The following is a 21,065-nucleotide window of genomic DNA, read 5'->3' on the forward strand; positions in this document are numbered from 1 at the left end:
CTTACCGAAGCCCTCACGTATAAGGGCAGCGGTAAATTGACTAGGTTAATTTAGGGAATAAAAAAGGCCGCGTTATGCAGCCTCTATCAGTAAACCTAATTAATCTGCTTCTTCTTCATCTGGCTCGTTAAGCCATTCTGGGCGCTCACCCTTACCAAGGTAGAAGTCGATAATATCTAACAGGCGAGGGTAGAATTTAAGTGCTGTCTTGCCGTCCATATCTGCAATCTCGCGCTTACTGAATTTGCGCCACTCATCGGCTGTGTGACTCTGACATCCGGCACGAACAGTCTCCCCGTTGCTTATTTGCAGAAAATACTTATCACCCGTGATTATGTATGTGCGATCAGGATAGGCGGCACCGCGCAGGTCGGCACCGCACAGGTTGGCACCGCGCAGGTCGGCACCGCACAGGTCGGCACCGCACAGGTCGGCACCGCGCAGGTCGGCATCGCGCAGGTCGGCATGGCGCAGGTTGGCATCGCGCAGGTTGGCATCGCGCAGGTTGGCACCGCACAGGTTGGCACCGCACAGGTTGGCACCGCACAGGTTGGCACCGCACAGGTCGGCACCGCACAGGTTGGCACCGCACAGGTTGGCATCGCGCAGGTTGGCATCGCGCAGGTTGGCATGGCGCAGGTTGGCACCGCACAGGTCGGCACCGCGCAGGTTGGCATCGCGCAGGTTGGCATGGCGCAGGTCGGCACCGCGCAGGTTGGCATCGCGCAGGTTGGCACCGCACAGGTTGGCACCGCGCAGGTCGGCACCGCACAGGTCGGCACCGCACAGGTCGGCACCGCGCAGGTCGGCATCGCGCAGGTCGGCATGGCGCAGGTTGGCATCGCGCAGGTTGGCATCGCGCAGGTTGGCATCGCACAGGTCGGCTCTAGATCCGTTTTGTCTATATGACTCTACCCATATTTTATGCTCGGCGAGAATTTTGTTTAAATCGGTAAGATTCATTGTTACCTCGATTTTCAGGCATGAAAAAGCCGCATAAGCGACTTGTGTTTGTAGCGAACTTACCGAAGCCCTCACGTATAAGGGCAGCGGTAAATTGACTAGGTTAATTTAGGGAATAAAAAAGGCCGCGTTATGCAGCCTCTATCGTTCTGTTGCTTTTTGACATCCTCCCCGCCCTGAAGGGCGAGGTTTGCCGCGCAACCGATCAATTATTCTCTTGAGACGCCGTAACATTTTTTCGTATCTCTCTGGCTCGCTGCTCGGAAAGTGATAGCCGGGATAAGTTATATATCCGTTATCATACTCACACTTTTCTACAGGGTAGCGCTGCATGATTTTGGCCTTGGCTTCCGCATGAATCGCGCCTTTCCTTGTGAGGTATCCATATCGGCAATGTGAGTCTTGATTTTTTGATTTAACTTGTACGCCATCGTCTTACCCTCTATCAGTGAACCTAATTAATCTGCTTCTTCTTCATCTGGCTCGTTAAGCCATTCTGGTCGCTCACCCTTACCAAGGTAGAAGTCGATAATATCTAACAGGCGAGGGTAGAATTTAAGTGCTGTCTTGCCGTCCATATCTGCAATCTCGCGCTTACTGAATTTGCGCCACTCATCGGCTGTGTGACTCTGACATCCGGCACGAACAGTCTCCCCGTTGCTTATTTGCAGAAAATACTTATCACCCGTGATTATGTATGTGCGATCAGGATAGGCGGCACCGCGCAGGTCGGCACCGCACAGGTTGGCACCGCGCAGGTCGGCATCGCGCAGGTCGGCACCGCACAGGTTGGCATCGCACAGGTCGGCACCGCACAGGTCGGCACCGCGCAGGTTGGCATCGCGCAGGTCGGCACCGCGCAGGTCGGCACCGCACAGGTTGGCACCGCGCAGGTCGGCATCGCGCAGGTTGGCACCGCGCAGGTCGGCACCGCGCAGGTCGGCACCGCGCAGGTTGGCACCGCGCAGGTCGGCACCGCGCAGGTTGGCACCGCGCAGGTTGGCATCGCGCAGGTCGGCACCGCACAGGTTGGCATCGCACAGGTCGGCATCGCGCAGGTTGGCACCGCACAGGTTGGCATCGCACAGGTTGGCATCGCGCAGGTCGGCATCGCGCAGGTCGGCACTGCGCAGGTTGGCACTGCGCAGGTTGGCATCGCACAGGTTGGCTCTAGATCCGTTTTGTCTATATGACTCTACCCAGATTTTATGCTCGGCGAGAATTTTGTTTAAATCGGTAAGATTCATTGTTACCTCGATTTTCAGGCATGAAAAAGCCGCATAAGCGACTTGTGTTTGTAGCGAACTTACCGAAGCCCTCACGTATAAGGGCAGCGGTAAATTGACTAGGTTAATTTAGGGAATAAAAAAGGCCGCGTTATGCAGCCTCTATCAGTGAACCTAATTAATCTGCTTCTTCTTCATCTGGCTCGTTAAGCCATTCTGGTCGCTCACCCTTACCAAGGTAGAAGTCGATAATATCTAACAGGCGAGGGTAGAATTTAAGTGCTGTCTTGCCGTCCATATCTGCAATCTCGCGCTTACTGAATTTGCGCCACTCATCGGCTGTGTGACTCTGACATCCGGCACGAACAGTCTCCCCGTTGCTTATTTGCAGAAAATACTTATCACCCGTGATTATGTATGTGCGATCAGGATAGGCGGCACCGCACAGGTCGGCACCGAACAGGTTGGCACCGCGCAGGTCGGCACCGCGCAGGTTGGCACCGCACAGGTTGGCACCGCACAGGTCGGCACCGCACAGGTTGGCACCGCACAGGTTGGCATCGCACAGGTTGGCACCGCACAGGTTGGCACCGCACAGGTCGGCACCGCACAGGTCGGCATCGCGCAGGTTGGCATGGCGCAGGTCGGCATCGCGCAGGTTGGCATCGCGCAGGTCGGCATCGCGCAGGTCGGCACCGCGCAGGTTGGCTCTAGATCCGTTTTGTCTATATGACTCTACCCATATTTTATGCTCGGCGAGAATTTTGTTTAAATCGGTAAGATTCATTGTTACCTCGATTTTCAGGCATGAAAAAGCCGCATAAGCGACTTGTGTTTGTAGCGAACTTACCGAAGCCCTCACGTATAAGGGCAGCGGTAAATTGACTAGGTTAATTTAGGGAATAAAAAAGGCCGCGTTATGCAGCCTCTATCAGTGAACCTAATTAATCTGCTTCTTCTTCATCTGGCTCGTTAAGCCATTCTGGGCGCTCACCCTTACCAAGGTAGAAGTCGATAATATCTAACAGGCGAGGGTAGAATTTAAGTGCTGTCTTGCCGTCCATATCTGCAATCTCGCGCTTACTGAATTTGCGCCACTCATCGGCTGTGTGACTCTGACATCCGGCACGAACAGTCTCCCCGTTGCTTATTTGCAGAAAATACTTATCACCCGTGATTATGTATGTGCGATCAGGATAGGCGGCACCGCGCAGGTCGGCACCGCACAGGTTGGCACCGCGCAGGTCGGCATCGCGCAGGTCGGCACCGCACAGGTTGGCATCGCACAGGTCGGCACCGCACAGGTCGGCACCGCGCAGGTTGGCATCGCGCAGGTCGGCACCGCGCAGGTCGGCACCGCACAGGTTGGCACCGCGCAGGTCGGCATCGCGCAGGTTGGCACCGCACAGGTCGGCACCGCGCAGGTTGGCATCGCGCAGGTCGGCACCGCGCAGGTCGGCACCGCACAGGTTGGCATCGCACAGGTCGGCACCGCGCAGGTTGGCACCGCGCAGGTCGGCACCGCACAGGTTGGCATCGCACAGGTCGGCACCGCGCAGGTTGGCACCGCGCAGGTTGGCACCGCACAGGTCGGCACCGCGCAGGTCGGCACCGCGCAGGTTGGCTCTAGATCCGTTTTGTCTATATGACTCTACCCAGATTTTATGCTCGGCGAGAATTTTGTTTAAATCGGTAAGATTCATTGTTACCTCGATTTTCAGGCATGAAAAAGCCGCATAAGCGACTTGTGTTTGTAGCGAACTTACCGAAGCCCTCACGTATAAGGGCAGCGGTAAATTGACTAGGTTAATTTAGGGAATAAAAAAGGCCGCGTTATGCAGCCTCTATCGTTCTGTTGCTTTATCAATTATTCTCTTGAGACGCCGTAACATTTTTTCGTATCTCTCTGGCTCGCTGCTCGGAAAGTGATAGCCGGGATAAGTTAGATATCCGTTATCATACTCACACTTTTCTACAGGGTAGCGCTGCATGATTTTGGCCTTGGCTTCCGCATGAATCGCGCCTTTCCTTGTGAGGTATCTGCGCCCCTTAGCTGGAGAGCGCCAAACTTTGGTTGTTTCTGCCGTGACCATCCTCTTACCCCTTAACTATGTGGTGGGCCTACTTAATAACGTGATAGCAATCTTCACGAACTTTACGGAAGCCTGCTGCAAACAACGAGGCTGGTATGGCTGAACGTATAACCGCTCCCGTAGCCGCCAATATCTCTCTTTCGTTTTGCCTGCGCTCGTGTCTCCACGCTCGTCTTTTTTGCTTTGAATTCATAGTCACCTCTACTTGTTCAGCACAGGCCGCTATCAAAACGACCTGTAATAAACATTTTTGCGCTTATCACATTCACCCATACAGTGCTGCCCATTCGCGCCCGTTCTCATTCTCATGCGGGGCTAATCTTCCCATCGACCGGATCGCGCTCGGTGGTACGTCGCATTTGTGCGTAGGGGGATGACAGAGATTCTGTGACCTTCCGACTTTCTATATTGTTAAATAAGCAGCCTGTCGTCCTGACTGGCGCGGCGAGTAGTTCCTTCTGCCGCATCGATGTTTCGTTTCGATGGGTTTAATTTATCTCAAAGATAAAGAATGGTAAATAGCAAAATGATAAATAATTGGGTGTTATTGACGTTAAATTTGATAAATATATGAATGGTAAAGATAAAATAATTTATCTTTTTTGCGATGGGCATAAAAAAACCAGCTCTAGGCTGGCTTGTTTATCAATCTTGCGGTGGTCAACCTAATCGAGAGTAGGCCATTTGCCATTTACCAACAATAAACCCCTCTATGTGGAATGTTTCTTCATTGTCTGCATTTATTTCCCAACGATCATATTTTTCGTTATCGCTGATCACGACTATTTTGTCTTTTAACATTTGTAGACGTTTGATGTGCGAACCCTCGCCATAAGTGAATGCATAGATACCATCGCTACGAAATGTTCTCACGGTAATATCTATAACAACCAGCTCACCTGGGTCTATCGTCCCGATCATGCTATCGCCATCAGCGGTGGTTAGCTTAAGTGATGATGCAGGTCTACCCCCAAACATGCGTTTAGCATATTCTGGGTCAACCTCAATAGATTGAATTATGTCGGGGTAATCACCATTCACTCGCCCACCTCCGCAACTATGCTCTGTATCCAACAACTCTAACCTGTATGGATGATCAGTATAGTTTCTAGCTAGGTTTTGCAAGTTAAAAGGGTCGTCTTTATTAGTTTCTTTACTTGAACCGTTATCTAAATCAAAAGAAGCATCAGAATGTGGTACATCTAGCCACCCCCGTAGCAAGCCCATATTAGCCTCTACGCGGCGCGCTATTATGTCCCCTACGTTACGGGTGGCATTTACGCTAATAAGCTGACTAAGTTGAGACGCCGGCAATCCAATGGCATCTGCGAACTGAGCCTTTGTCTTTCCCTCACGGACATATGAATCCATTAAGGCGCGCAAATTATTGCGTCTGAAATCTTTAGTTTCCATCCCTAGATGTTCCCATGTATTAGCAAATTGATAAATATTCAAATTGATAAATTTGCATTGTTATTAATTTATCTTTGAGATAAACTGACTTTATCTTTAATAAAGAAGGTAAATAAAATGAGCAATGATTTACTCCGCTGGCGCAAATCTGCCGACAAGGAAGAGTGGGCTGCTCTTGCTCGACTTGTTGGAACCTCTGTCGGTTACATGAACTTGATTGCCTACGGTGTTCGCCGTGCATCACCTAAGCGTGCTGCAGCAATTGAAAAAGGCACAAAGTTAATTGGGAAGTATGCACCAGTGACTAAAGAAAGCCTTGTATTCATGACCGTACGAGACAACGCAGCTTAAGCACTACCGCTCTTTAACACTACTGACATCTTCATCCTTTTGGCCGGAAAGGCACTGGATGGAAAACAAAAGTGACAAGCTCACAGCTTTGTCACGTACCAACATCAAATCACAAGGGAAGAGTACGCAATGGAGCGCACAACAGCACGCAACAAGGCTCGAATCATTGAGAGCCAATTACTGAACAAGATTGCATTACGAGGCGTCACTGACATTGCTGACGCTGTAGGCGTTGATAAGTCACAGATATCGCGCTGGAAGGAAAGCTTCATTCCGAAGATGAGCATGTTACTAGCTGTTCTGGAATGGGGAGTAGTCGATGACGAGATGGCAAGGCTGGCTAAGTCAGTGGCGTTGTTGCTTACAAAACAAAAAGCCCCACCTGCGGTAACAGGCGAGGATTCTCAAATAACAATCAGCTTCTGAGGTAACTATACATGAGTTTATCAACAGTAGTAAACCAGACGATGTGCAGCGTAGAAATAGCTGAACTTCTGGAGTCGCGCCATGCAGATGTTTGCAGAACCATTGAGCGCTTGATGGAGAAAGGCGTGATTCAGGGGTATGCGCCAATGGCGTACACCCACCCCCAGAACGGCCAGCAATATCAGCAGTACCATGTAAGCAAGCGCGATAGCTACATCATCGTTGCCCAGCTTTCCCCGGAGTTCACAGCTCGCTTGGTTGACCGCTGGCAAGAACTGGAGAATCAGACACGCATTCCTCAGAACCTGCCGGATGCTTTGCGTTTGGCGGCAGACCTTGCAGAGGAAAAGCTTCAACTTGAAAATCAGCTTGCCATTGCGGCCCCCAAAGCTCAGTTCGTTGACAGCTACGTCAATGCAACAGGATCCCTTGGTTTCCGTGAGACCTGCAAACTACTTCACATCAAAGAACCAGCCTTCCGTAAGTTCCTGCTCGACAGCGAGATCATGTACCTACTGGCGGGAAAGTTAACGCCTTACGCTCAGCACATCGACGCCGGGCGCTTCACTGTTAAAACCGGCGAGAACCAGAACAACGGACACGCTTTTACTCAGAATAAATTCACCCCGAAAGGCATCCAGTGGATAGCCGGATTGTGGGCTGCTCAGCAGATTCAGGAGCAGGCCGCATGAGTACAGCAATATTCTATGACCTGAGCGCCGAACGTGAGCGCAGGAGCAACCGGATGGAGAACCAGAAGCTTGGTTACGTCCCGTTGTACCGAAGCATCAAGAAGAAAACATGGGCGAAGGATGTGTATCTCCGAACTCTTTGGGAAGATCTGTTATTTGGGGCGCAGAGAAAGCCCCGCACAGTGAATTTCAAAGGTAACCAATGGAATCTTCAAGCCGGTCAACTGGTCGTGACAGTGGCTGATTTAGGCCTGTCCCTTTGCGACAGAGAGGGGAAGCCAACCAGCCGTGACGCCGTGGGTAGGATGCTTAACTTTTTCGTCAAGGAAGGGATGATTTCCATGGACGGGGAGAAGCGAAAAGGGACGGTGATCACCATCCTAAATTACGCTGAATATGCCGAAAAAATAGACAATTTACCCGCACATAACGCCGCACTTAAACCCGCACATGGTGAGACCAGTCCCGGCGCGGCTTTAGATGGTAGTGCCGCACATAACGCCGCACTTAAAGCCGCACATCATGAACAAGAAGGTAATAACAAGAATATAAAACATAAACACATATCCCCTACCGGGGACGTGAGTGTCAGGACTGTTTTTGAATTCTGGCAGAAATCCATGAATCACCCTGGTGCAAAGCTTGACGCTAAGCGCAAAGGGCGGATCCAATCCCGCCTGAAAGACGGTTTTTCTGCTGAAGAACTCTGCATGGCAATCGAAGGTGCGAAGTCAGATCCGTGGCTGATGGGAGGTAATCCATCGAAAAAGGTTTATGACGGGATAGATACAGTGTTGCGGGATGCAGCGCAGGTGGAGAAGCTGAAAGCCCTTGCTGGGCAGCCAGTAGCTTCCAATCAGCCAGGTGACTGGAACAACCGAGAAGCATGGGAGAGAGAATTCATATGACCAATCTTGCCAGACTTATTCAAAACCGTGATGGCTCAGCTCTATCCAAGGTGATCGGTTCAGCGCCTGAGCCTGCAAAGATGGTAAACCCAGAGGCTGAGAAGCTTGTCGATGCACTGTTCAGAAATTTAAAACAGGTATTCCCCGCTGCGGTATCTACCACGTTCCGAAACCCTGAAGATGAGATTGCAGCCAAGCGACAGTGGATCGCCGCCTTTGCTGAAAACGGAATCCGCAGTCGCGAACAATTATCGGCCGGCATGCAGTTTGCCCGCGCAAATGGTTCACCGTTCTGGCCATCTCCCGGTCAATTCATCGCATGGTGTAAGCAGGGCGCTCTCAAGGCCGCTGGCCTGCCTGACGAAGACGAACTCTACGTGATGACCATGAAGTATGCCCGCCGCCGTGGTGGCTACGTCAGTGCAGAAGCCTACCCGTGGACGAGTTCGGCATCTTACTGGATGGTGACGACGCTTTATGACCACATGCGCCACGAAAACTGGTCAGATGCTCAGCTTCGCAAGGGCTGCGGCACTGAGTTGAAACTAATGGCAAAGCGAATCGAGGCAGGAGAGAAAATTCCCGCGCCGGTCGCCCGCATTCCAGAGATGAGTCTCAAAAGTGCGATGAGCAAAAGGCAGGGGCTGGAAAAGGTGGCGGAACTCCGGGCCAGGCTTGGGTTGAGAAAGGCAACTCCAAATGCTGGGTGAATACATCAAGACGCAAGTCGCACTGGCTGAGAAAGCGCTATCGGGATCATAATTAAGGGGAAGACGGAATGAAAGCACTCCATTTGCTAGTTGGCGAGAAAATAACCATCCGCTTTATTGACCGGTCAAAGTCGCAGAATCATCAATGTGAACTGGGCGCGACGGATGGCAAGAACAGCATAATTTATTGCCAAGAGGGATATCCAGAACTGATTGGTAATTCTTACTTCGAAGTTATCAAAGAAGGCTGGCGGGTATGAATAACGATTTAGAGCAGTTCAGCGAAGAAAGGCTGAAAGAATTAGTGAACGACAAGCGCATATGCGTTACCAGTGAGGTTCGCCAACTCGCCCGCATCGCGTTATCGGTAAAGCAGGTCAAGCCGGTGGCGTGTAAATTCGGAAAGAACAATGGAGATGGGACGTACACCCCGACGTATGACTATTGGCCTCTTCCCTCATTCATTAAGCCCCACAAGGACTGGCCGGTAACTTTGTTCTACGATGCACCACAGCCAGCCCATACAGAGCAGAGCGAAATGCTAAAACAGGCGCATTCCTTACGTGATTCTATTGGCGAGATAAGACAGAGAATAGACGCCAGCGGTGGGTATGACTTTGCGGCTCTGCGTAATGAGCAGGTGAACTCTCCGGCAGTGCCGGATGGTTGGGTTGCTATTCCAAAGGACATGCTTGCTGATTATCGCGATGTGAAAAATGGCGAACTTCAGACCTATAAAGCATCATTCGGAAGTCATTGCGACATCCCCCGCTCCCGATGGCAGAGAGACCTTGCCGATTTAACTGAGGAATTGGCTGAAATCGACAAGTTAATCGCCGCCCCTAAACCGGAGAGTGAATGATGGCGGATATCAATAAAGTTAGCCGGGCTCTTCACGCGCTAAACATGATGTATCAAACGGCATTCTTTTCGCTGGGTGTATCTGAGGGTCTGAGACATCAGAAAAAGCACCGAAACCTGAGCTATCACTTTAATCGAGTGGCGCTTCGCAAAAAGGCTGGCGCACTCATCGAGCACGACAGGGTGCTAAATGAGAGGTGAATGATGCAGAAAATGGAATCATGCTACCGGTGCGGAGAGAGGAAAGATGCAGATAAGTTTCGACCAGGCCAACCATACTGGCATCGATGGTGCATTCGCTGTGAAGCAACCCCCATAGGCTCCATGCCTATCAGGGAAACCTCAGAATATCGGAGGCAATCTTGACCAAACAAACCTACCAGTTACGCAACGAACAAATCCTCAGTAACGCAATAAACCACCTCCGCAACACCCCGATTAATCCAGATAAACCTTACTTCGTGACCATTCAGGAAGCCACGCGCTCTCTATCTCAGAACGCGAAGCTTTGGTGCTGCCTGACAGATATCAGCGATCAGGTCGTTTGGTATGGGCAGAAGCTCACCACTGAAGATTGGAAAAATATTTTGACTGCCGGCCTAAAAGGTCAGCGATCGGCCCCTGGCATCAACGGCGGCTTTGTTGTGCTCGGACAATCTACCAGCCGAATGACGGTCGGTGAGATGAGTGAGCTTATCGAGATGATGAGTGCGTTTGGCATTGATCAGGGCGTCAAGTTCGGTGATGAGTCTCGGCTTGCTATCGAATGGGCTAACCGGTGGGGAAATACACCATGCGACAAAGGCAAAGCAGCATAGTTGCAGTAATGGAAAATTCAATCTTCAAAGTACCCCACCGAAATAAGCCTAAACCCCAAATCCCCGCCAGCCAGATACCGACATATGACCACATATGCGTATTGCTGCGCGCCAAATTCGACAGAGTAAGGAGAACGCGATGAAAGAATTACGAGCGGGTGGAATCGCTCTTGTTATTGCAGGTAGTCGAACACTGCTTGGATTCACCGTAACCACTGAGCGACTCATTCAACCAGGGGAATTATTCCGTGGTTCTGACGGAATACTTTCTAAAAATGACATTGTGCGTCCGAAATGGCTATGCACGAATCCCGCGATAACTGTGAAGTTAGCTGATGGCACTAACACTGACGGATGGGCGCTATTCAACTCTGAATGGCTTATGCCAATCAATGGTAAAGACTTCGACGAAGAGGATGAGAAATCCAAAGACAGGGAGGTCGGCCATGCCTGAACTCCCCCAATCAATATGCGCATTCTGCCTAGCCACGCTAAAGCCAGACGAGGTGTACAGTTGCGACCAATGCGAACGCGAAAACGCTTCAATAGAAATGCTGGAGGAAGCCGATGATAAACAAGCTGCCGAATCATCGTAACTGCAAAGTATGCAAAACTAGGTTCAAGCCTGACCGCGTAGAAACGTGGTGGTGCTGTCCAGAGCATCGAGAAGAGTACGCCATACTTTTATACCGAAAAGACCGTGAGCGAAGGCAGAAGAACAAATCAGTAGCAGATAAGCAGTTAGCCAAGATACAGAAAGACGAATTGAAAGCCAGGAGAGAGAAATTAAAGACCAAACCGCAGCGAATGGCAGAGGCCCAAGCAGCGTTTAACAAGTATGTGAGGCTCAAATATTTAGGCGTCCCCTGCATCAGTTGCGGCAGGTATCCAGAGCAAAAGTACGGCGGCACGATGGAATGTGGTCACTATCGAAGCCGAGGCGCAGCCCCCCACCTCCGATTTAATCTTCACAATACTGGGTCCCAATGCGTTTATTGCAACCGACACCTAAGCGGCAACGTAGCCGGATTCAGGATAGGGCTTATCGAGCGTGACGGCTTAGACAAAGTTCAGGAAGTAGATTCAAGCCACGAAACCCGCAAGTTCGACATTCCATATCTAATCCGCATTAAAACCATCTTCACCAAAAAAGCCAAGATGCTTGAGAAAAGGCGATCCCATTTTCAGGAGGTAGCAGCGTGAACGCATATGTGAAAACCATTCCAGAGTTACTTATCGCCGCTTATGGCAACCAATCAGCTGTGGCAGCCCAGCTAAATACTCAGCGCTCAACGGTAAAGAAATACGCCAATGACGTGAAGGGCGAGCGCCATGCAATTGTTAATGGGCGGCTGATGGTTGGGACAACTGGCAGGAAGAGGATTGAGAAATGAGGCTGGAATCAATAACGAAACACTTCTTCGCTAAATCCACCATGATTAGTGACTCTCCACGGGCAACGGCCTCTGATTCACTTACCGGCACTGATATCATGGCAGCGTTAGGGTTGGCAGACCTTAAAAGCGGCTTCGGGCTGGAATTGTTCTTGGCAAAGCAGGGGATCAGTAATCCGCATCGCGCCGTGGAAAGTCTCACTCAATATGCGCTTAAAGAATCCATTAAGTACAAAGCAATCTCTAAGCTCGATGAGGATATTAAACAAAGCGTCGTGCAAACACTCGCAAGATATGCGTTTGCTGATTATGCGCGTAGTGCTGCCAGTGTTCGTGAATGTGAATGTTGCAAGGGGGAGGGGTTCACTGAGTCTGAGGTGTTCACGACTAAAACATCAATGCCACTGTTCAACAGGGAGATCGTTAAAGGCTCCATTAGTTTTGGCGTTGAGGGATTCCGGCCTTCCGAGCATGAAGTCCATAGGGATCTGCGTGAAAAGGTTAGATTGCTATGCAAACCGTGCGGCGGGAAAGGTGTGGTTTCCAACTCATGTCGCTGTAATGGGAAGGGCACAGTAGTGGACAAAGAGAAATCAGAACAACAGGGAATACCGGTTTATAAAACCTGCGGGAAATGCTCAGGCCGTGGATATTCTCGCTTACCCTCATCTGAGGCTTGTGCGGCCCTTGAGGAGTTTGTCGGAGAGATACCAGAAACCACATGGCGACGTAACTTTAAACCGATGTACGAATCGCTGATAAGCAAATGCCACGCAGAAGAGGGATTCGCTGACGCGCAATTGCATTCGGTAACACGATAGGAACACGTTTGCCACGGATGGCGACATTTTAAAAGCAAAGTGTTGACTATTTGGCGGAAATGGACTAGATTCATCTCTAACGGTGGTAATTGCATCCGTTGAAGTGGTAAGGAAGAATTAGAGGCTCAGTTAATCACTGGGCCTTTTTGCTTTTCTGCATTCGCATGGGTACTGGGTTGGTTAATCCAATCGTTGTGAAACAGTATCCAGCCGAATGTGGTGAATGCGTAGGCTGATACGGTGACTCGCGTGGGCAATGGCAACAACTTATACGGATAGAAGCACACACGCCACGGGGAACCGTAACGCTGGGATACTCAGCCCCGGTCACCACATACCAATTTTAAGGCTCACTTCGGTGGGCCTTTTTTATTTCCACTACACACCCAGCCCGTCCGGGAGGGGGAGATATGAAAATGCATAACAACCCTGACCTAATGGACATCATCACCAAGTGGATAGCCGCACATCGCCTCGAATTAGGCTATGGCGCTATCGCTGGGATTATTGCCTGGTTACGTGGGCGGTATAACGAGAAGCCGTGGCGTAGATGTTTTCTCGATGCGCTGATGTGTGCCGCAATAGCGTTTGCAGTGCGGGACGTTCTTGATTTCTTCGGGTTATCGACAGACCTCGCTTACCTCTCAAGCGTCATCATCGGTTATCTCGGTACAGATTACTTATCCAGCTTATTTAAATGGAAGGTAACAGGCAGGCCGATTGAAGAAGGGAAGGGTAATGACAAGTAATTTCAGATTCAGTCAGCGCAGCGAGAACAACCTCAAAGGCATTAATCCGAACTTATTAAAGGTAGTTCGCCGTGCGTTAGAGATTTCAGCAGTCGATTTCAGCGTGATCGAAGGACTGCGCACAGTAGAACGGCAAAAGGAGCTGGTGGCCACTGGCAAGAGTCAGACCATGAATAGCCGTCATATCTCTGGCAATGCTGTAGATCTTTTCCCTGTTGGCGGTGACTGGAACGACTATAAGTGCTGGCTACCGGTTCTTAATGCTATGCACCAGGCGGGTAAAGAATTGGGCGTTAAGCTGCGTTTTGGTATTACGTGGACTGATAACCCTAATGATAAGCCTGCTAAGTTCTTGGATGCGCCTCATATTGAGATACCAGCATGAAAGAAACCCTATTGAGATTGATAGCCGTCGCACTGACGATTTCAGTTTTAGTCGGCGGTGGGTACTGGTGGGGTAGCGATAGTAAAAATTCGGAATGGTCTCTCAAGTGGACTAAGCGCGATAAATCAGACCTAACGGCAGAAATAGCCGCCAGAAAGAGCGCCACCGATAAAGAGGCTCAACTTCAGGCTGCACAGTCAGCCGGATTAAAGGCATATCAACAAGGGGTAGTAGATGCTGAGAACAAAGCAAAAGGCACTATTGCTGCTTACCGTGCTGGCAATATCAAGCTGCAAAAGCGTTTCGAGTGTCTCGCCGCTTCAGTTGGGGATATGCCCGCTACTCCCGCCAGTGGACAGCTCACTGATGCAGCCAGAGATTGCGGATTTTCAGACTCAGATGTCGGGTTTCTTATTTCAATCTCTGAACGAGCCGATAAGTTAGTCGAAAAAATCACCGCGCTACAAAAGGTTGTCACTGACGACCGGCTAATAATCAACAGCACCACACATCAATAGCGTACAGCTTAAATAACAGAGGAAATTATGAGCGAAGCAAAACCGCAGGATGGCAGCACAGTAAAAGGCTATCGGACGCTAACTGAAAAAGACATATCCAATATGAACCGGCTGAAAGAAATCAGTCGCCAATTCATCGCACAGCTTGATTTTCTTAATAATGGTGAGAGCGATGGGCGTTGGTTAGCGATCGCTAAAACTGACATGCAAACAGCATGTATGGCGGCGTGTCGTGCTGTAGCTCGTCCTGATGCAAACAGCTAGTCATTACAGATGGCATTCATTGAGTGCCATCGATAATGTCTGTAGTAATATGGTTTCGTTATTACTTCATTGACCAGAGGTTGTTATATGCAAGACATAATGCTTTTTGGTGAGGGGTGGAATGGGGAAGTGCGCAGTATTGAGCAGGGATTGCGCAAGCTACATTTAATTCCACAAATAGAAGATCCGCATTTACGTGAAGCTATCTTTGTGGTTGCTGAACACTATTCTGATAATGGTGAAATGTATCTTGTTGGTTATATTGGGAGTGAACCATTAATGGAAGATGTTGAAGAAGCAATTATGAGACAAAAACCAAAACCAATTTAAGCCCAAACATCTTGGTCAATCACTTAGCTAATCCCAAACCATTGGCCCTATAAGCCGGTGGTTTTTCTTTTGGAGCAACGCCATGAAGACCAGCAGCATTTATAGCAGTCCATGGCAAAAAGCCAGACTGACATTTCTTCGTAGTAATCCTCTCTGCGTTATGTGCAATCAGCAGGGTAGAAAGACAGCAGCGGTCGTTGTGGATCACATGAAGCCGCATCGGATGAAAGAGGCTAAGACCCCCGATGAACTAAAGAAAGCACAAAGGCTCTTCTGGGATAAAGGAAACTGGCAGCCATTGTGTAAGCAGCATCATGACTCAACCAAGCAGAGGCAGGAGAAGAGAGGCTATGTGGCGGGCTGTACCGCTGATGGCATACCGATTGACCCCAATTCACATTGGAATAAATGAGAATCACTATCATTTGACTGATGGGTATAAATGGGAATAAATATCATCTGGAGGGCGGGTCGAAAGTTCCCACCTCTTCGCCCTCCATACCGCCAGCCCTCATTTCTGTGCACAACCGCGAATTGAAAACTTTTTTTTGGGAGGTTTTCCATGGCTGGACGCCGACCAAAACCGACCCACTTGAAGGTGGTCACCGGTAATCCGGGCAAGCGCCCACTGAATAAGAATGAACCTCAACCAGCCCGAGAAATTCCAAGCCCTCCCTCTCATTTAACTGACTGGGGCAAGGCGGCTTGGGGACGGCTGACTTTACTGCTGGATCAGATGGGCGTATTGACCGTCGCCGATACCATGGCACTGGAACGCCTTTGTGATCTGTATGCTGAAATACTTCGGTTGCGGCAGCAAGTTCTTGATGAGGGTAATACCTACACAACCAAAACCCAGATGGGGGATTTTCTTATTAAAGGACATCCCGCCGTAGGGCAGCTTGCCGATGCGGATCGCCGCTTCAAAGGTTACTTAATTGAATTCGGCCTCACCCCAGCCGCAAGATCAAAGGTGAATGTTAATGGCGGAGAAAAAGAAGAAGACCCGCTCGCCCAGTTCTTCGGTTGACCCTGCAACGCAATATGCAATGGATGTAACAGCGGGAACCATTCTTGCTGGCCCCGATATTCGTCACTCTTGCGCCCGGCATTTGCGTGATCTGGAGTTTGGCCCCGCAAGAGGCTTGGTGTGGGATGTGGAGTCTGCAAGTCGAGCGATAGACTTTTTCGCCAAAGTATTGAAGTTGAATGGCGGAGAGCATGAGGGTAAACCCTTTATTTTGCTGTCGTGGCAATGCTTTGTTGTCGGTTCGATATTCGGCTGGAAGTCCAGTGATGGCACCCGTCGCTTTCGTATGGTGTATGTGGAGTCAGGAAAGGGTTCAGGCAAATCCCCACTGGCCGGTGGTGTCGGTCTTTATTGCATGATGGCAGATAAAGAGCCTCGGGCAGAAATCTATGCAGCGGCGACCAAAAAAGACCAGGCCATGATCCTGTTTCGTGATGCTGTTTCCATGGTGGACCAGTCCCCTGCTCTTTCTCAGCGGGTTGTTAAATCCGGTACCGGCTTGAATGTGTGGAATCTGGCATTTCTGCAAACGGGTTCATTCTTTAAACCTATCAGTTCAGATGATGGTCAGTCAGGCCCGCGACCCCATTGCGCACTGATTGACGAAGTGCACGAACATAAAACCAATCAAGTTGTTGAGATGATGCGCGCCGGGACGAAAGGGCGGCGTCAGGCTCTAATATTCCTGATCACCAATAGCGGTCACGATAAAACCAGCGTTTGTTATGACTACCACGAATACGGCAAAAAGGTCGCCAGCGGCGATCTGGAAGATGACAGTTTCTTTAGTTTTATCTGTTCATTGGATGAAGGTGACGACCCATTTAAAGACGAATCTTGCTGGGGGAAAGCTAACCCCTCGCTGGGCCAGACCTTTGAACTTAAATATCTGCGCGAGCAGGTGACTGCTGCAAGGGGGATGCCGGGTAAAGAAAGCATTGTGCGTCGCCTTAACTTTTGTGAATGGGTGGAATCAGCTACACCATGGATCGGCGGTGATACATGGATGGATTGTGAAGATGAATTCGATATTGAAGAGCTGTCTGGCGAGGAGTGCTATGGCGGACTCGACTTGTCAGGCTCCCGCGACCTGACCTCGCTGGCGCTCTTTTTCCCCAAGTATAACAAGTTGTTTGTCGAGTTCTGGACACCTAAAGATAGCCTGCTTGAGCGGGCCAAAACTGACCGAGTGCCTTACGACAAATGGCTAAAGGCTGGTTTTATCCACGCGCCACCGGGTAAGGCTGTGAATTATGGTTTTGTTGCCCACCGAATCGGTGAGCTAACAGCCATGTTTGATATCAAATGCATCGCTTTTGACCAATACCGCATCAAATACCTTGAGCCTGAACTGGAAAGTAACTCGGTCAGTGTCGTTTTGGTACCCCATGGGCAGGGCTATTACAAAGCACAGGAATCCGGCTTATGGATGCCGCGCTCAATTGAACTGTTTGAGGAAAAACTCAATAACAAAGAGTTGATTATCAAGCGTAACCCTTGCCTGCGCTGGAATGCAGCCTCGGCGGTACTCGAAGCAGACCAGAAAGATAACCGTATCTTTGCCAAGAAGAAAAGCACCGGCCGCATTGATGGCGTGGTTGCTTCTGCAATGGCAATCGGCGCTGCTGAAGATGCCGATATTGAGGAGGAGGGCGATCTGGATGGTTTCTTTGATAACCCAATAATAGTAGGTATCTAATGGCACGAAATAAACATCCGGGGCGCGTTAAAAGCGCGCTCCTTAACTGGCTTGGTGTGCCAATTAGCCTCACTACTGGCACTTTCTTTCAGGAATGGTTTGGTACCAGCAGCAGCGGCAAGGTGGTCACGGCGGATAAAGTGATTCAGTTGGCCGCAGCCTGGGCATGCGTCCGGCTGATCAGTGAGTCAGTTTCGACTCTTCCTCTGAAATTGTATAAGCGGATGCCGGACGGTTCCCGAGGCACAGCAACCGATCACCCACTTTATCCGGTGCTATGCCGTAGCCCCAACTCAGAAATGACCCCCTCGCGCTTTATGTTGATGCTGGTGGCCAGTATCTGTTTGCGGGGCAATGCGTTCATAGAAAAGAGAATGATCGGTAATCGCGTAGTTTCTCTTATTCCGTTACTGCCACAGAATATGGTAGTTAAGCGCCTTGATAACGGCCAACTCGAGTACACCTATACCGAGAACGGCAAGAAGCGGGTTATTCCGGTTAAAACCATGATGCACATTCGGGGATTTGGCCTAGATGGTATGTGTGGGTTAATGCCGATGAATACCGGTCGAGATGTGTTTGGTTCAGCCATGGCGATCGAAGAGTCAGCGGCTAAAGTTTTTGAAAACGGAATGCAGAACTCGGGTTTTTTGACCAGCAAAACCGCGCTAACAAAAGATCAGAGAGACAAACTGCGTAGCAGCATGACGGCATTCACTGGCTCAAAAAATGCCGGTAAGACCATGGTACTTGAAGCCGATCTCACTTACCAAAGCGTGACCATGAATCCTGAAGATGCTCAGATGTTGGAGAGTCGGGCATTCAGTATCGAAGAGATTTGCCGCTGGTTTAGGGTACCGCCGTTTATGGTTGGACACATGACCAAACAAAGCAGTTGGGCTTCCAGTGTTGAGGGGATGAATCTCCTTTTTCTGAGCAACACCTTGCGCCCGCTGTTGGTCAATATTGAGCAGGAAATTGTCCGTTGCCTGTTGGCCGGTGATGAGGATTACTTTGCTGAATTCTCTGTTGAAGGTTTGTTACGCGCCGACAGCGCAGGCCGTTCTGCCTACTACACCACTGCGTTACAAAATGGCTGGATGAACCGCAACGATGTTCGCCGCCTTGAAAATCTGCCTCCGATCCCGGGCGGCGATATCTATACCGTGCAGCTTAACCTTGTTGCACTTGAAGACCTTAAATCACATAACGCTGTTCTTAAAGCGAAAGCCATCACTGAGCTTCACGGATACCTGTTCCCTGACATCCCGCTCGAACAGTCACCGCTAAAACAAGCCGCTTAGGAGTAGAACCTAATGACAATTAAAAACCTTCCGGCAGCGCCGGTGGGCCGCCCGTGCGCGGGTGTTTCCTGTGAGGTTTCGCCAAGTGCGGTAGAGCGCTGGAACGGTGGGTTAAAAGCCGCTTCCACTGGCGAGAACAGCATTTCAATTTTTGACGTGATCGGGCAGGACTACTGGGGCGAGGGTGTCAGCACAAAGCGCATTGCTGCGGCACTGCGGTCGATGGGCGGCGAGGATGTGACGGTTAACATCAACTCGCCAGGGGGTGACATGTTCGAGGGATTGGCTATCTATAACCTACTGCGGGAGTACAGCGGCAAAGTTACGGTGAAAGTGTTGGGGATTGCCGCTTCTGCCGCCTCCATCATTGCAATGGCCGGTGATGAAATTCAGGTAGGGCGCGGGGCGTTTCTGATGATCCACAACTGTTGGATTGTCATGATGGGCAACCGTCACGATCTGGCAAAAGCGGCTATTGATATTGAACCTTTTGATCGTGCCATGGGTGATATCTATTCAGCTCGTACCGGTCTTCCAGCGGCTGATATTGCCGCCATGATGGACAATGAAACTTACATTGCAGGCAGTGATGCAGTGGAAAAAGGCTTCGCAGACAGTTTGTTATCGGCTGATGAAATTACCAATGATGACCAAAGCCCGTCAGCAGCTATTCGCAAACTCGATGCGCTGCTGGCGAAAGCCAATACCCCACGCTCCGAGCGCCGAAAATTACTTAAAGCCTTAACCGACAGCATGCCGGGCGCTGCTGTTACTCCATCCGGTACGCCAAGCGCTACCACCGAAATCAATACTGAAACTTTAGCTAGCTTCGAGTCTGCATTAAGTGGACTGAAAGCGGCGTGCCAATAATCTGGAGAATATATGTCTGATGTAAACGATGTACTGAAAAAGGTTTCCGCAGCACTGGAAGAGGCCACTGGCAAGTTTAACGCCAAGGCAGAAGAAGCGCTGACAGAGGCTAAAAACGCGGGCCAGCTTTCTGCATCTACTAAAGAAGCTGTAGACAAAATGGCGTTAGAGTTTAACGCGCTGACAGCAGCAGAGAAAACCCTCAAAGTGGCTTTGGGCGATCTGGAGCAGCACGTTGCCCAAATGCCATTGAATAATGCTGTACAGACGGTTGAATCAATTGGTCAGCAGGTTGTATCAGCCGAGGCGTTAAAAGGTTTTGTATCAACGCTTGCAGCAAGTCAGCGGATCAGTATTCCGGTGAAAGCAGCGCTATTGTCTGTCGATGTACCGGGGCAAATTGTGGCACCACACCGCCTACCTGGTATCGATGTTGCGCCTAAACAGCGTTTGTTTATCCGTGATTTACTTGCACCTGGTCGCACTCAATCAAGCACCATTTATTGGGTTCAGCAGACCGGATTCACCAATAATGCGCGAGTCGTTGCTGAAAACACGCAAAAGCCTTATAGCGATATTCAGTTCGGAGAAAAAATCACGCCAGTTCGTACCATTGCCCACCTGTTTAAAGCCGCTAAACAGATCCTTGATGATTTCTCACAGTTACAATCAACGATTGATACTGAAATGCGCTTTGGCCTGAAATATGCCGAAGAGCAAGAGATCCTGTTTGGTGATGGCACGGGTGTTCATCTTGAAGGGATTATGCCGCAGGCGTCAATATTCGATCCGTCATTTGACGTTGCCCAACAGAACGGCATTGATGATTTGCGTCTGGCTATGCTGCAGTCTCAGCTTGCACGTTTCTCCGCCTCTGGTCATGTGTTGCACTTTATTGATTGGGCCAAGATCGAACTGACCAAAGACACATTGGGCCGTTACATCCTGGGTAATCCGTCAGCATTGACTACGCCAACCTTGTGGGGGCTGCCTGTTGTCGCTACAGAAGCGGCGGCATTCAAAGGCAAGTTCCTGACCGGTGCCTTTAACGCGGGCGCTCAGATTTTTGACCGCGAAGACGCCAATGTGGTGATCAGTACCGAAAACTCCGACGACTTTGAGAAAAACATGATCACCATTCGTTGCGAAGAGCGTCTCGCACTGGCGGTGTATCGCCCTGAAGCGTTTATTACCGGTGCGTTTACGGTTCCTGCACCTGTCGGCGGTTAATCAATTCACC

The 21,065-nt window shown here is 50.2% G+C and carries 29 protein-coding genes; 24 read left to right on the plus strand and 5 right to left on the minus strand.

All coding sequences use genetic code 11. The features are described 5' to 3' along the window. Nucleotides 1-99 precede the first annotated feature (99 nt). From ACWJJO_RS05400 to ACWJJO_RS05420, 5 genes are all read right to left on the minus strand, one after another. Nucleotides 100-963: a pentapeptide repeat-containing protein gene (locus tag ACWJJO_RS05400; RefSeq protein WP_481090727.1), complete on the minus strand. Its 864-nt coding sequence runs from the start codon at nucleotides 961-963 to the stop codon at nucleotides 100-102. Nucleotides 964-1,421: 458 nt separating this feature from the next. Further along, complete coding sequence (locus ACWJJO_RS05405; protein WP_481090728.1) at nucleotides 1,422-2,210, minus strand: pentapeptide repeat-containing protein; 789 nt, start codon at nucleotides 2,208-2,210, stop codon at nucleotides 1,422-1,424. 157 nt (nucleotides 2,211-2,367) lie between these two features. Beyond that, nucleotides 2,368-2,976 (minus strand): pentapeptide repeat-containing protein, encoded by a 609-nt coding sequence (locus ACWJJO_RS05410; RefSeq protein WP_481090729.1) that lies wholly within the window; start codon nucleotides 2,974-2,976, stop codon nucleotides 2,368-2,370. Between the two features lie 157 nt (nucleotides 2,977-3,133). Continuing rightward, on the minus strand, nucleotides 3,134-3,892 hold the full coding sequence (locus tag ACWJJO_RS05415) for a pentapeptide repeat-containing protein (RefSeq protein WP_481090730.1): 759 nt from the start codon (nucleotides 3,890-3,892) through the stop codon (nucleotides 3,134-3,136). A gap of 1,050 nt (nucleotides 3,893-4,942) precedes the next feature. After that, nucleotides 4,943-5,695: a S24 family peptidase gene (locus tag ACWJJO_RS05420; RefSeq protein ID WP_481090731.1), complete on the minus strand. Its 753-nt coding sequence runs from the start codon at nucleotides 5,693-5,695 to the stop codon at nucleotides 4,943-4,945. Nucleotides 5,696-5,812: 117 nt separating this feature from the next. Here ACWJJO_RS05420 and ACWJJO_RS05425 point away from each other — a divergent pair, with 117 nt between their 5' ends. The 24 genes from ACWJJO_RS05425 (at nucleotide 5,813) to ACWJJO_RS05540 (ending at nucleotide 21,055) form a co-directional block, all read left to right on the plus strand. Continuing rightward, nucleotides 5,813-6,046, plus strand: a complete 234-nt coding sequence (locus tag ACWJJO_RS05425; protein WP_057636568.1) for a helix-turn-helix domain-containing protein — start codon at nucleotides 5,813-5,815, stop codon at nucleotides 6,044-6,046. Nucleotides 6,047-6,175: 129 nt separating this feature from the next. Further along, complete coding sequence (locus tag ACWJJO_RS05430) at nucleotides 6,176-6,472, plus strand: CII family transcriptional regulator (protein WP_481090732.1); 297 nt, start codon at nucleotides 6,176-6,178, stop codon at nucleotides 6,470-6,472. 11 nt (nucleotides 6,473-6,483) lie between these two features. Then, the gene (locus ACWJJO_RS05435) at nucleotides 6,484-7,164 is read left to right on the plus strand and encodes a phage antirepressor KilAC domain-containing protein (RefSeq protein WP_481090733.1); all 681 of its coding nucleotides are present in this window, start codon (nucleotides 6,484-6,486) and stop codon (nucleotides 7,162-7,164) included. A gap of 53 nt (nucleotides 7,165-7,217) precedes the next feature. Then, a complete protein-coding gene (locus ACWJJO_RS05440; RefSeq protein ID WP_481091563.1) occupies nucleotides 7,218-8,072 on the plus strand; it encodes a replication protein in 855 nt (284 codons plus the stop codon). Next, a complete protein-coding gene (locus tag ACWJJO_RS05445) occupies nucleotides 8,069-8,782 on the plus strand; it encodes a replication protein P (RefSeq protein ID WP_481090734.1) in 714 nt (237 codons plus the stop codon). Before ACWJJO_RS05440 ends, ACWJJO_RS05445 begins: the two co-directional genes overlap by 4 nt. Nucleotides 8,783-8,850: 68 nt before the next feature. After that, the gene (locus ACWJJO_RS05450) at nucleotides 8,851-9,042 is read left to right on the plus strand and encodes a hypothetical protein (protein WP_481090735.1); all 192 of its coding nucleotides are present in this window, start codon (nucleotides 8,851-8,853) and stop codon (nucleotides 9,040-9,042) included. Next, nucleotides 9,039-9,644 carry a hypothetical protein gene (locus tag ACWJJO_RS05455; protein WP_481090736.1) on the plus strand — a complete coding sequence of 202 codons (606 nt, stop codon included), beginning with the start codon at nucleotides 9,039-9,041 and terminating at the stop codon, nucleotides 9,642-9,644. The genes ACWJJO_RS05450 and ACWJJO_RS05455 overlap by 4 nt, the downstream gene beginning before the upstream one ends. 212 nt (nucleotides 9,645-9,856) lie before the next feature. Then, nucleotides 9,857-10,009 (plus strand): protein NinD, encoded by a 153-nt coding sequence (ninD, locus tag ACWJJO_RS05460; protein WP_481091564.1) that lies wholly within the window; start codon nucleotides 9,857-9,859, stop codon nucleotides 10,007-10,009. Further along, complete coding sequence (locus ACWJJO_RS05465; RefSeq protein WP_481090737.1) at nucleotides 10,006-10,461, plus strand: recombination protein NinB; 456 nt, start codon at nucleotides 10,006-10,008, stop codon at nucleotides 10,459-10,461. The genes ninD and ACWJJO_RS05465 overlap by 4 nt, the downstream gene beginning before the upstream one ends. 139 nt (nucleotides 10,462-10,600) lie before the next feature. Next, nucleotides 10,601-10,915, plus strand: a complete 315-nt coding sequence (locus tag ACWJJO_RS05470; protein WP_481090738.1) for a hypothetical protein — start codon at nucleotides 10,601-10,603, stop codon at nucleotides 10,913-10,915. 113 nt (nucleotides 10,916-11,028) lie between these two features. Then, complete coding sequence (locus ACWJJO_RS05475; RefSeq protein WP_481090739.1) at nucleotides 11,029-11,664, plus strand: recombination protein NinG; 636 nt, start codon at nucleotides 11,029-11,031, stop codon at nucleotides 11,662-11,664. Next, entirely contained in the window at nucleotides 11,661-11,855 is a 195-nt protein-coding gene (locus ACWJJO_RS05480; protein ID WP_050088899.1) for a protein ninH, read from the plus strand. Before ACWJJO_RS05475 ends, ACWJJO_RS05480 begins: the two co-directional genes overlap by 4 nt. Continuing rightward, complete coding sequence (locus tag ACWJJO_RS05485; protein ID WP_481090740.1) at nucleotides 11,852-12,676, plus strand: antitermination protein; 825 nt, start codon at nucleotides 11,852-11,854, stop codon at nucleotides 12,674-12,676. Before ACWJJO_RS05480 ends, ACWJJO_RS05485 begins: the two co-directional genes overlap by 4 nt. A gap of 410 nt (nucleotides 12,677-13,086) precedes the next feature. Continuing rightward, the gene (locus tag ACWJJO_RS05490; protein ID WP_481090741.1) at nucleotides 13,087-13,425 is read left to right on the plus strand and encodes a phage holin, lambda family; all 339 of its coding nucleotides are present in this window, start codon (nucleotides 13,087-13,089) and stop codon (nucleotides 13,423-13,425) included. Next, nucleotides 13,415-13,810 carry a M15 family metallopeptidase gene (locus ACWJJO_RS05495; RefSeq protein ID WP_481090742.1) on the plus strand — a complete coding sequence of 132 codons (396 nt, stop codon included), beginning with the start codon at nucleotides 13,415-13,417 and terminating at the stop codon, nucleotides 13,808-13,810. The genes ACWJJO_RS05490 and ACWJJO_RS05495 overlap by 11 nt, the downstream gene beginning before the upstream one ends. After that, nucleotides 13,807-14,328, plus strand: coding sequence for a DUF2514 family protein (locus ACWJJO_RS05500; protein ID WP_481090743.1), 522 nt, complete (start codon nucleotides 13,807-13,809; stop codon nucleotides 14,326-14,328). Before ACWJJO_RS05495 ends, ACWJJO_RS05500 begins: the two co-directional genes overlap by 4 nt. Before the next feature lie 27 nt (nucleotides 14,329-14,355). Beyond that, nucleotides 14,356-14,592, plus strand: a complete 237-nt coding sequence (locus ACWJJO_RS05505; protein ID WP_481090744.1) for an Acb2/Tad1 domain-containing protein — start codon at nucleotides 14,356-14,358, stop codon at nucleotides 14,590-14,592. An 87-nt stretch (nucleotides 14,593-14,679) separates the two neighbouring features. After that, on the plus strand, nucleotides 14,680-14,922 hold the full coding sequence (locus ACWJJO_RS05510; protein ID WP_481090745.1) for a hypothetical protein: 243 nt from the start codon (nucleotides 14,680-14,682) through the stop codon (nucleotides 14,920-14,922). 82 nt (nucleotides 14,923-15,004) lie between these two features. Next, the gene (locus ACWJJO_RS05515) at nucleotides 15,005-15,334 is read left to right on the plus strand and encodes an HNH endonuclease signature motif containing protein (protein WP_481090746.1); all 330 of its coding nucleotides are present in this window, start codon (nucleotides 15,005-15,007) and stop codon (nucleotides 15,332-15,334) included. A 150-nt stretch (nucleotides 15,335-15,484) separates the two neighbouring features. Next, nucleotides 15,485-15,952 (plus strand): phage terminase small subunit P27 family, encoded by a 468-nt coding sequence (locus tag ACWJJO_RS05520; protein WP_042806576.1) that lies wholly within the window; start codon nucleotides 15,485-15,487, stop codon nucleotides 15,950-15,952. Beyond that, nucleotides 15,906-17,651: a terminase large subunit gene (locus ACWJJO_RS05525; RefSeq protein WP_481090747.1), complete on the plus strand. Its 1,746-nt coding sequence runs from the start codon at nucleotides 15,906-15,908 to the stop codon at nucleotides 17,649-17,651. Before ACWJJO_RS05520 ends, ACWJJO_RS05525 begins: the two co-directional genes overlap by 47 nt. Beyond that, entirely contained in the window at nucleotides 17,651-18,955 is a 1,305-nt protein-coding gene (locus ACWJJO_RS05530) for a phage portal protein (protein WP_481090748.1), read from the plus strand. The genes ACWJJO_RS05525 and ACWJJO_RS05530 overlap by 1 nt, the downstream gene beginning before the upstream one ends. A gap of 12 nt (nucleotides 18,956-18,967) precedes the next feature. Next, nucleotides 18,968-19,825, plus strand: coding sequence for a head maturation protease, ClpP-related (locus ACWJJO_RS05535; RefSeq protein ID WP_481090749.1), 858 nt, complete (start codon nucleotides 18,968-18,970; stop codon nucleotides 19,823-19,825). A gap of 12 nt (nucleotides 19,826-19,837) precedes the next feature. Next, the gene (locus tag ACWJJO_RS05540; RefSeq protein ID WP_481090750.1) at nucleotides 19,838-21,055 is read left to right on the plus strand and encodes a phage major capsid protein; all 1,218 of its coding nucleotides are present in this window, start codon (nucleotides 19,838-19,840) and stop codon (nucleotides 21,053-21,055) included. Nucleotides 21,056-21,065 lie beyond the last annotated feature (10 nt).

Source organism: Yersinia antarctica (assembly GCF_056636475.1).

Coding starts and splice junctions, on each gene's coding strand:
- ACWJJO_RS05400 (WP_481090727.1), bottom strand. CDS start 963: ATGAATCTTACCGATTTAAACAAAATTCTCGCCGAGCATAAAATATGG.
- ACWJJO_RS05405 (WP_481090728.1), bottom strand. CDS start 2,210: ATGAATCTTACCGATTTAAACAAAATTCTCGCCGAGCATAAAATCTGG.
- ACWJJO_RS05410 (WP_481090729.1), bottom strand. CDS start 2,976: ATGAATCTTACCGATTTAAACAAAATTCTCGCCGAGCATAAAATATGG.
- ACWJJO_RS05415 (WP_481090730.1), bottom strand. CDS start 3,892: ATGAATCTTACCGATTTAAACAAAATTCTCGCCGAGCATAAAATCTGG.
- ACWJJO_RS05420 (WP_481090731.1), bottom strand. CDS start 5,695: ATGGAAACTAAAGATTTCAGACGCAATAATTTGCGCGCCTTAATGGAT.
- ACWJJO_RS05425 (WP_057636568.1), top strand. CDS start 5,813: ATGAGCAATGATTTACTCCGCTGGCGCAAATCTGCCGACAAGGAAGAG.
- ACWJJO_RS05430 (WP_481090732.1), top strand. CDS start 6,176: ATGGAGCGCACAACAGCACGCAACAAGGCTCGAATCATTGAGAGCCAA.
- ACWJJO_RS05435 (WP_481090733.1), top strand. CDS start 6,484: ATGAGTTTATCAACAGTAGTAAACCAGACGATGTGCAGCGTAGAAATA.
- ACWJJO_RS05440 (WP_481091563.1), top strand. CDS start 7,218: ATGGAGAACCAGAAGCTTGGTTACGTCCCGTTGTACCGAAGCATCAAG.
- ACWJJO_RS05445 (WP_481090734.1), top strand. CDS start 8,069: ATGACCAATCTTGCCAGACTTATTCAAAACCGTGATGGCTCAGCTCTA.
- ACWJJO_RS05450 (WP_481090735.1), top strand. CDS start 8,851: ATGAAAGCACTCCATTTGCTAGTTGGCGAGAAAATAACCATCCGCTTT.
- ACWJJO_RS05455 (WP_481090736.1), top strand. CDS start 9,039: ATGAATAACGATTTAGAGCAGTTCAGCGAAGAAAGGCTGAAAGAATTA.
- ninD (WP_481091564.1), top strand. CDS start 9,857: ATGGAATCATGCTACCGGTGCGGAGAGAGGAAAGATGCAGATAAGTTT.
- ACWJJO_RS05470 (WP_481090738.1), top strand. CDS start 10,601: ATGAAAGAATTACGAGCGGGTGGAATCGCTCTTGTTATTGCAGGTAGT.
- ACWJJO_RS05475 (WP_481090739.1), top strand. CDS start 11,029: ATGATAAACAAGCTGCCGAATCATCGTAACTGCAAAGTATGCAAAACT.
- ACWJJO_RS05485 (WP_481090740.1), top strand. CDS start 11,852: ATGAGGCTGGAATCAATAACGAAACACTTCTTCGCTAAATCCACCATG.
- ACWJJO_RS05490 (WP_481090741.1), top strand. CDS start 13,087: ATGAAAATGCATAACAACCCTGACCTAATGGACATCATCACCAAGTGG.
- ACWJJO_RS05495 (WP_481090742.1), top strand. CDS start 13,415: ATGACAAGTAATTTCAGATTCAGTCAGCGCAGCGAGAACAACCTCAAA.
- ACWJJO_RS05500 (WP_481090743.1), top strand. CDS start 13,807: ATGAAAGAAACCCTATTGAGATTGATAGCCGTCGCACTGACGATTTCA.
- ACWJJO_RS05505 (WP_481090744.1), top strand. CDS start 14,356: ATGAGCGAAGCAAAACCGCAGGATGGCAGCACAGTAAAAGGCTATCGG.
- ACWJJO_RS05510 (WP_481090745.1), top strand. CDS start 14,680: ATGCAAGACATAATGCTTTTTGGTGAGGGGTGGAATGGGGAAGTGCGC.
- ACWJJO_RS05515 (WP_481090746.1), top strand. CDS start 15,005: ATGAAGACCAGCAGCATTTATAGCAGTCCATGGCAAAAAGCCAGACTG.
- ACWJJO_RS05520 (WP_042806576.1), top strand. CDS start 15,485: ATGGCTGGACGCCGACCAAAACCGACCCACTTGAAGGTGGTCACCGGT.
- ACWJJO_RS05525 (WP_481090747.1), top strand. CDS start 15,906: ATGGCGGAGAAAAAGAAGAAGACCCGCTCGCCCAGTTCTTCGGTTGAC.
- ACWJJO_RS05530 (WP_481090748.1), top strand. CDS start 17,651: ATGGCACGAAATAAACATCCGGGGCGCGTTAAAAGCGCGCTCCTTAAC.
- ACWJJO_RS05535 (WP_481090749.1), top strand. CDS start 18,968: ATGACAATTAAAAACCTTCCGGCAGCGCCGGTGGGCCGCCCGTGCGCG.
- ACWJJO_RS05540 (WP_481090750.1), top strand. CDS start 19,838: ATGTCTGATGTAAACGATGTACTGAAAAAGGTTTCCGCAGCACTGGAA.